Source organism: Gillisia sp. CAL575 (assembly GCF_000403785.1).
Lineage (GTDB): Bacteria > Bacteroidota > Bacteroidia > Flavobacteriales > Flavobacteriaceae > Gillisia.
In genome coordinates this window covers 74296-83173 of the sequence record NZ_APHJ01000031.1, presented here as the reverse complement: position 1 = coordinate 83173, position 8878 = coordinate 74296, and the positions used below count along the sequence as shown (strand labels likewise).

At 33.5% G+C, this 8878-nt stretch carries 7 protein-coding genes; all 7 read right to left on the bottom strand.

The window, feature by feature from the left end:
- Positions 1-157, bottom strand: a 157-nt coding sequence (locus I130_RS17000; protein ID WP_157480450.1) for a helix-turn-helix domain-containing protein, incomplete at its 3' end; no start/stop codon positions are given.
- Positions 158-1644: 1487 nt separating this feature from the next.
- The gene (locus I130_RS16290; RefSeq protein WP_051119697.1) at positions 1645-3141 is read right to left on the bottom strand and encodes a S1C family serine protease; all 1497 of its coding nucleotides are present in this window, start codon (positions 3139-3141) and stop codon (positions 1645-1647) included.
- Positions 3142-3191: 50 nt separating this feature from the next.
- Positions 3192-4331, bottom strand: coding sequence for a site-specific tyrosine recombinase/integron integrase (xerA, locus tag I130_RS11450; RefSeq protein ID WP_034923158.1), 1140 nt, complete (start codon positions 4329-4331; stop codon positions 3192-3194).
- A gap of 91 nt (positions 4332-4422) precedes the next feature.
- Positions 4423-6618 carry a B12-binding domain-containing radical SAM protein gene (locus I130_RS11445; RefSeq protein WP_034923125.1) on the bottom strand — a complete coding sequence of 732 codons (2196 nt, stop codon included), beginning with the start codon at positions 6616-6618 and terminating at the stop codon, positions 4423-4425.
- A 33-nt stretch (positions 6619-6651) separates the two neighbouring features.
- Positions 6652-7599, bottom strand: a complete 948-nt coding sequence (locus I130_RS11440; protein WP_034923123.1) for a tRNA dihydrouridine synthase — start codon at positions 7597-7599, stop codon at positions 6652-6654.
- Between the two features lie 79 nt (positions 7600-7678).
- Positions 7679-8311, bottom strand: a complete 633-nt coding sequence (locus tag I130_RS11435; protein ID WP_034923121.1) for a hypothetical protein — start codon at positions 8309-8311, stop codon at positions 7679-7681.
- 137 nt (positions 8312-8448) lie between these two features.
- On the bottom strand, positions 8449-8877 hold the full coding sequence (locus tag I130_RS11430) for a DUF4268 domain-containing protein (RefSeq protein WP_034923119.1): 429 nt from the start codon (positions 8875-8877) through the stop codon (positions 8449-8451).
- Position 8878 lies beyond the last annotated feature (1 nt).

The window sequence follows — 8878 nt, the reverse complement described above, 5'->3', positions numbered from 1 at the left end:
TGGGTTTAGTTACCCATTTATTGACTTCTCTGGTGATGGTAGATCGGGTTCTTCCGAGCTTCTCTGCTATGAAAGATTTAGGTCTATTTTCTTCTAAAAGAGTCTGGATAATTACCCTTTCTTGATGTGATAATCGCCGGTGTTTTTTTGGTTCCATACAACAAATCTAAAGTTATGATTTGTTGCGTTAAGTTATTGAACTCAGGTTTTTGTGGAGCTCTTGTTTACAACGGTCTTGGTTAATGCAAGTAGCTTGGAGTAGGGAAGCGTTCTTGTCGGCTTAGTTATTTTGTTACTTGATGTCTAAAATATCACTTTTTAATCAAATGCCAGCTATTTGCGATTAACCGATGTTGCACCGCGTAGTGATACATCCGAGTAAGTATGAAATATGTAATTTTTCACGTCTGAGTGAAAGTCAGTGTTATAAATCTAAAGGCATTCTTTTTTTGCGTTTTTCACGCCCGAGTAAAAGTCAGCGTTTTAAATTTAAAGACTTTCATATCTTACATTTTTCGCTCTAGAGAAATAGACCACACACTGCATTTTAATTTTTTTTGTTCTTTAATCTTATTATTCATTTACTTTTTTCACGTCTGAGTAAAAGTCCGCGAAGTGATTTTAAGCTCCTTAAATTTTTATACTTTTCATCTTTTAAAATTCTGATTAATAAACTCAGAGTTGAGTGATTTATGTTTTTTCTATAATCTTGAAAAAGTCAGCGCAACAGTTGCGAAAGATTGGTTTATTATGAATCTAAACTTTAATTATGTTCTTTACGGGATTTCGTTTCCGAGCTATGCGTTGCAACGGTCTTGGTTAAGGCAAGTAGCGTGGAGTAGGGACGCGTTCTTGTCGGCTTTGTTGTTTTTTACTTGATGTCTAAAATAGCACTTTTTCGACTAAGCCCGCTATTTGCGCTTAACCGATGTTGCCCTTTGTTGCTTTTCTTAGTTCAAATTATGTTTTTAAATTTCTTTTTTCAGATCTCGGGTAAATTCGGAGAATATTTATGCAATAATATTTTTCTATTCTATTTTGGGTGATAAATTCCGTCAAAGTTTTTTTAGAGTACAGATCAGCTTTTAATTTTTTTTAATCAGCAAACTGGCTAAATATTTCGTTTGGTTTTCATTCCGAAAACTTGATTATTTCTTCCGATGTATAATTCCGCAATAGTTTTTAAATTCTCTCTTTAAAAACACTTCCTATTGTTAGCATAGAACAAATTATTAATAATATTAGACTTAAGATTAGTGGATAATATCGATCATTTTTCTCTATCAAATGTTTAATTCCAAGGAATAAAAAAAACACTTGTGAAATTAAGAATGGAATAGTTAACGATTCTACAAAAAAGCCAATTAGGATAGAATCTATTTTATAATTACTTAATAGATAGAGTAAAATGAAATAAGTTACAATCACGAAATTTATAATTGTAAGATTCTTATTGGTTATCAACTTGCTCATAAATTTCAGTTTTTTCGCAATAAATGGCAACGGTCTTGGTTAAGGCAAGTAGGGTGGAGTAGGGACGCGTCCTTGTCGGCTTTGTTGTTTTTTACTTGGTCTCTAAAATAATACTTTTCACCAGAATGCCCGCTATTTGCGCTTAACCGATGTTGCCAGTAGTACTTTGGTTCAATTTATCTCAATTATATAAATAAATTCCTTTATAAATTTAACTTGTTCAGAAAGTTCTGATGATAATTGGTTATTTGTTGAAAGAGTTGGCCTATTATTCATTGACTGAATTAAATTATTCAAATAGCTAGTTTTGATAGCATATGATGCATTTTCTGCATCAAGATGTTTTGCGTTTATTATTGCAATTACATTACCTCTCGAGTCAAATAATGGTCCACCACTGTTTCCTGATTGGACTGGAACGCTAGTTTGATAACTTGTAATGTCTCCTTGAAATCCGGTTTTTGAACTAATAATTCCATTTGTTAACTTTACTTCATCTCCCATTGTTGCTCGAAGTGGATATCCTAGAGCATACACTGAATTTCCAACATCAGAAGTATTGTTGTCAATTTTATAAGGTATTATACCAAGAGTTGTGAATTTAGGATCTTCAATTTTAATTATTGATAAGTCGTTATTTTTGTCTTCTATTATTACTTTAGCATTAAAAGATTTAAAAAAATCTCCTTTGATTCCTTTTACTGTAATTTTTTTAGCCCCATTTGTTACATGATAATTTGTAACTATATATCCATTTGACGATAAAGCAAACCCAGTTCCTGAAGATTTGGTTGAATTTGAAATATTTAATTCGTCACTATTTGTCGGATATAATTTAAGATATAATGATTCTGGACTATTATCAGTCCAAATTAGTCTCATTATACCAGGTTCAAAAGACGTATATACGTTTTCGTTGAGAACTTTATTTGACATATACCAATCAGTTGCATATATATTTGGCGAAGCAGTTGTTGTAATTAGTGCTTTAATATCTCCTTCGTTCCATTTTGAATTGTCTGCACCATCTAAATAAATAGCCTCGTAATTTTGTCCATTTTTTTTAATTGCTATTTTATATTTAGATTGAGTTTGACTTGAAACAGTATTTTCGTAAATCCCCTCAATTGGATCAATTCCATTACTGTTCCAATAAGTTTTTATTTTGTTTTCATTCCAATTTGATGAAATGCTTTTATCTGGATTATTAATTTTTATTCCTCGCCAGACAAAACCGTACTCTCCATTTATTTCTTCTACGATGTCAATATTTTCAACTCCTGAAGGTAAAGGAGGAAATTCAAAACCAAAAACATAAATAGTTGTGTTTTTCTCACCAACTTTTCCTTTACGTCCTTTAGTAGAATATCTTTGATTCAATTCCAATCTACCTTGCAAATTGTGTAAGGATTTTATTTGAAACCGTTCATTTGTTTTTGTATCGATAATAAAGGTGTTTGAACTAAAAGAGACCCAAGCTTGATATGCGTCAGATTTTGTTTTCCAATAGGTCATCATTATTTTTGTTGAATTATTATCAACTGTGACGTTATTAATAATACAATTTGGCGTATTAGTCGATAATACATATGGAGTAGTAGTTTCTTGCCCGAAAGAATAGGAAAAATATAAAAGTAAACTTAATTGAAATATAATTTTTATGTTCATATGATTTTGGTATTACTGGCAACGTGTTATATCAAATCGAATATACACTTTTAATCGAAAATATTCCGGGATAAACGTAGGTTTTCAGGGTTTTTATCGGATTCGGATAATTGCTTTAAAGCTACGTCCAATGGACTCTTGATCTTCAGCAAATCATGCTGAGTCACATGTGTATAGATCATCGTCGTTTCTGGACGGGAATGCCCTAATAATGCCTGAATGTGCCTTAGATCAATCCCATTTTCCAACATGTGTGTGGCATAAGAATGACGCAAGGTGTGTGGTGTAACATGTTTCTTGATCCTTGCCCGACTACACGCAAGTTTTAAAAAACTTCTCACAGAAGAGGCGCTATATTCCTCGCCATCTTTGCCTTCAACAAATAATTTCTCCGGCTTATAGCTGGTAAGATAATTATAAAGTAGGGGAACAAAAGCTTCCGCCATGACCACATGCCTGTCTTTTCTACCCTTTCCATTTCGCACATAGATCTGCCTGCGGTCCACATCAATATCTCGCAATTTTAAACTTAAAGCTTCCCCAATGCGTAAACCCGAAGAATAAATTAGAATGAGCAAAGTACGATGCTTTAAGTTTCTGGTAGCTCTAAAAATATCTATAACCTCCTCCTTAGAAAGCACCACAGGCAAATATTTACTCTTGTTTGGTCTATCAATATCATCCACATTCAAAGCATCTAATTTATGTAATTTTTCGAACTGCTTCAACGCGCTTATACACTGCCTATGCGTACTTATTGAATATCCTTGCTGAGCAATCTCCTTTTCTATAAATAATTCTACATCTCTATTAGTATATTCTGAAATTGGTTTTTGCTGAAATTTTAAAAGCTTATGGATAAAGCTGCAATAAGTACCAATAGTACTTTTACTATATCTTTTTCCTTCAAGATAAGAACTGAATTCTTTTAAGTCATCATCAATCCTAGAGCTAATGGTATAAGATTGTAACTCAGAATAATCGATTTCACAGTCGTATTTCTGAAGATGACGATATAGAATTTCTTTATTTTTCTGAACAAACTCTACGTAATAACAAGAATGAGTTTGAGTCCATTTAATTATTTCTAGTTTTTTTAAATGGGATTTTAATTCAGCATTATACTTAAATGCGATGCCAATTTGCAAAACATCGTGATGTTCAAATGGGAAAAGTCTAACCTGCTCCATAATCATTTATATATAGAGTTAAAATACTATAAATAAATGATTTAAAGAGGTTTATGCGAATATCTATTAGATTATAACACAAAATTTTTGATTACAAAATTAGTAATCCGTTTGCTTTTAAAAGTAGTAACGGTTTAGAGAACCAAAAGAGTTCAAAATCTTCCATTTCCATTTCAAAATCTTTTTTTAGATCAGAAAAAGAGCGTAGCTTTTCATTTTGTGGTTGTAACAATTGCAAGTTTCTAAGTAACCATTCTCCGGGTTCTTTTTCTAAAACAATCTGAAAACTACTTAAATTGCTATGAAAAGTAAATGCCAACTGATGTCTTGTAACACCTCTTTTCGTTTTTACTTGTTCAGAAACTATCGGTAGCGCTCCTAACCAAACTATTTTTGCTGAAGGCTTTACATTGAAATTAGGATCTGTTTCTAAACATTCTTCAATAAAATAAGGATCGATTTGTGTCTTCGGAATTTTAAAATCGAACCATTCCTGAAGTGAAAGTTCGAATCCGATTCCATGCATAAAATTGAAAAGAGATTTCTTGAGTCCGAAGCTGAATTTGGAATGATCTATTCCCGTATGATCCTTAAAATCTACATCATTATTTGCAAAAGTGATGTTCTTATAATTGGGCGTTATTCCATATTCTGAAGGATTCAATCCCACCGGGCTGTGTGCTGTCAAAGCGAACTGATGCCAGAAACCAGATTGGATAATTCCCATTTCAAATAATTGCCTAACCATTTCTAAACTGTCTACAGTTTCCTGAACAGTCTGCGTTGGGTACCCGTACATTAGGTAAGAATGCACCATAATATTGGCTTCGGTAAGATTTTGAGTTACTTGTGCTACCTGAGATACCGTAACACCTTTATCTATCAATTTCAATAACCTGTCTGATGCTACTTCAAGTCCGCCGGAAATTGCAATACACCCGGATGCCTTCAGCAATAAGCAAAGATCTTTAGTAAAATTCTTTTCAAACCTAATATTGGTCCACCAGGTTACTGTCAGCTTTCGCTTTATAATTTCTAAAGCCAAAGCCTTCATTAAAGCAGGTGGTGCAGCTTCATCTACAAAATGGAATCCGTTTTCTCCAGTTTGCTCAATAAGTTGTTCCATTCTATCTACCAATATTTTGGCAGCAATAGGCTCATAGATCTTAATATAATCCAGAGAAATGTCACAAAAAGTACATTTACCCCAATAACAGCCGTGAGCCATGGTAAGCTTATTCCAACGCCCATCGCTCCATAAACTGTGCATAGGATTCGCGATCTCTATTACAGAGATATAATCTTCTAATAATAGGTCTGAATAATCTGGAGTTCCAAGATCAATTTGTTTATAATCTGCTTTTAAAGTGTCATTTTTATAAACCACTTTTCCATCTTCCAGAATAAACGTTCTTTTAAAAGTGGATGCTTCAGATTTATCATTAGAACAAACAGCTTCAGCTAAAAGCTCAATTGGCAATTCCCCATCATCTAAAGTGATATAGTCTAAAAACTCGAAAACACGGGTATCAGAAACAGATCTTAATTCTGTATTCGGAAACCCACCACCCATCGCTATCTTGATATCGGGATAATTCTCCTTTATGAATTGCCCACATCTTAAAGCACTATAAAGATTTCCGGGAAAAGGAACAGAGATACATACCAATTTAGGCTGTGTGATTTTTAGCTGATCATTAAGGATCTCTAGTGTAATAAGATCTATTAAAGTGGTGTCTTCTTGTAGTTCCTCGTAAAGTTCATCAAACGAATTGGCACTTTGCCCAAGTCGTTCGGCATATCTGCTGAATCCAAAATTATCGTCAATGCATTCCACAATGAAATCTGAAAGATCTTCCAAATATAAGGTAGCTAAATGCTTTGCTTTATCTTGCATTCCCATAGATCCAAATGCCCAATCCATATCGTCTAACTGATCGAATCTGGAAGCGCGAGGTAAAAAGTTATCAGTGCAAATTTGTCTGGCCAAGGTATTATTCTTGCCTTGTAGAAAACGGATAACTTCATTTAATGGTTGTAAATATGCATCTTTTAAAGCATAGATGCGTTCACAATTTTCAGATTGAATACTATCATTTTGATAAGCGATCTCGAATAATTCGCTAAAAGTATCTTCTGAAAATAGCTCGAGGATCACTTCTATTCCAAGATCCATTTGATAGGAAGAAATACTTTTGGTATTCAGGAAACCTTTTAAATAGGACGTAGCAGGGTATGGCGTATTTAATTGAGTAAATGGTGGAGTAAGAAGTAAAAGGTCTTTCAAAATAGCATTTTAAATAGTGCCTACAAAGATAGCTTATTGTGCGCTTTTTAATATTTCTGAAACAGCTAGTTTGTAAGCTTTGGGATTATTTGCTTTTTTTATTTTTTTAAAGGTCTTCTGCGGATTGCTGAAGGATTCTGAAAAGTAGCTCCAAAATCCTTGCATTTTCATCTTGATAGGAGTAGGGCCAGACAGTGCAGCATCGTACTGCTCATAAATTGTATCATGAAATTCACTGAAGATCTTCCAGCGGTCTTTTGGATATTCTGTTGTGTCTTTCTTTATCATACTTGGCAAAAAGGGATCTGAAATAAGGCCGCGACCAATCATAAAATGATCGATGCTCGTAAAACGTTCCTGCATATTCTTAAAGGTTTCAACACTAGTAACATCACCGTTATAGTATAACTTATGTTTTGTGCTAGTAATACAGCGCTCAAATGCGTCCAGATCTACGCCACCTTTGTAAAGTTGCTTTCCTATGCGTGCGTGAATAGCAATATTCTTCAAAGGATATTTATCCAAAATAGGAAAGGCCTCTAAGATCTCATTGCTGTTTTCATAACCCATTCTCATTTTCATAGAAACCAGAATATCTGTTTCAGAATGTGCTCGATCTAAAATATGGTCAATTTTCGCAGGATGACAGATCAAGCCAGAACCCATTCCTCGTTTGGTTACCATAGGATACGGGCAACCTAAATTCCAGTTGAGTTCCTTGTATCCTAATTCCTGTACGTACTTAGCTACAAATAAGAATTCATCTGCATCGCTAGTGATCACCTGCGGAATTACCTCTAAAGTATTATTGTGTTCTGGAAGAAGATCCCGTTGATAGGAGTTTTTTACCATCATCTTCCCATCTAAGCGAATATATGGCGCGTAAAAGGTGTCTATTCCACCAAAATAGTGATGGAAAGCATTCCTAAATCGGAAATCTGTAAATCCTTGTAAGGGAGAGGAAAGTAAAGTAAAACTCATAGGCTAAATAATGCCTGCAAAGATACTTGAAAATGCGAGTTATTTAGTGAGATTTATAAGAGAATTGAGTTTGAAAACTCTATTCTTCTGGCTCTGGAATAAAGTTGGAGGAGAGTTGAAATTCGTAATCGAGATCTTCTCCATGAAACTCATTCGCTGGGATGGTCCATGTTATATTAGTAGTTATTTCCCATTCTGTCTCGCTGATTTTGATGCCTTCAATAAAACCATTAGTAATTTCGTGGTATCCGCTATCTGGGAAGAACGCGAATAATCCATATTTTGAGGAAGCAGCGCTAAAATCTGTATTTTCTAATTTAAATTCCGTTTTATCTGAATCAATTGCGAATAGTAGATGTTTTCTATAGGCGCTATCTGCAAGTCTTTGCCCGGTAATGGTATCTATTCTATCATGCGCGGCTTCAGAATAGAAAAAAACAAGTCTATCTCCTTCAACAATTTTTGAAGCCAGACGGTCATATTCATTATAATAATATTCAATTTCTGAGTTTGGATAATAATAAGGTTTAATTGTAATTGTAGTATATACAAAATTTGCCCATCGGTCCTCTTCCTCTGTTTCTTCCTCGTTTTCTACGTCGATGGCAGTATCATCTACAACTTCCACGATAGGAACGTCTTGTGCTGGTTCCGAAGTTTCACAACTATATAATAGGAATGCTAAAACAAAAAGAAGAGCAAGATGTTTCATAGTAAATTTTTGAAAAGGATAAATAAATTTACACTTTTTTCATAAATAAGGAAGTAATGTTGAAATTAATTCATGATTATTGGTAAATATATCAACAAAATATTGATTATTCTATAATTTTATAAGATAAATTCAGATTATTCTTCTATATAATCTTTATACTCTACAAAAAACGCTTCTAACTTTTCCATATTGTTATTCAGAAATTCAAAAACCTGTGGCCAGTGATTTTTGTTATGGATATTCACCGAATCTAATTGCAGATAAAATTTAGATACTTCCTTACCTTCTGGTAAGAGATAGTGATCTTCAATCGCTATATTCTGTAAATATTCTTCTTTTAGAATAGTTTTTAAAGCATAGATTTTTTCGAAATAATATTCTTGGATCACCTCATCTATACTGAATATGTCTAAAGAAACTTGTGCGAAATCTGTATTGAAAGTAAACTTTAATTGCACTTCCTTAATACCTGTATTATAAAGCACCCATTTATGAGGATAACTTTTTCCAAAGCTGGTCCAGAATTCCTCGCGTATTTTTTTTGAGTCTTCCTTGTTAAACATT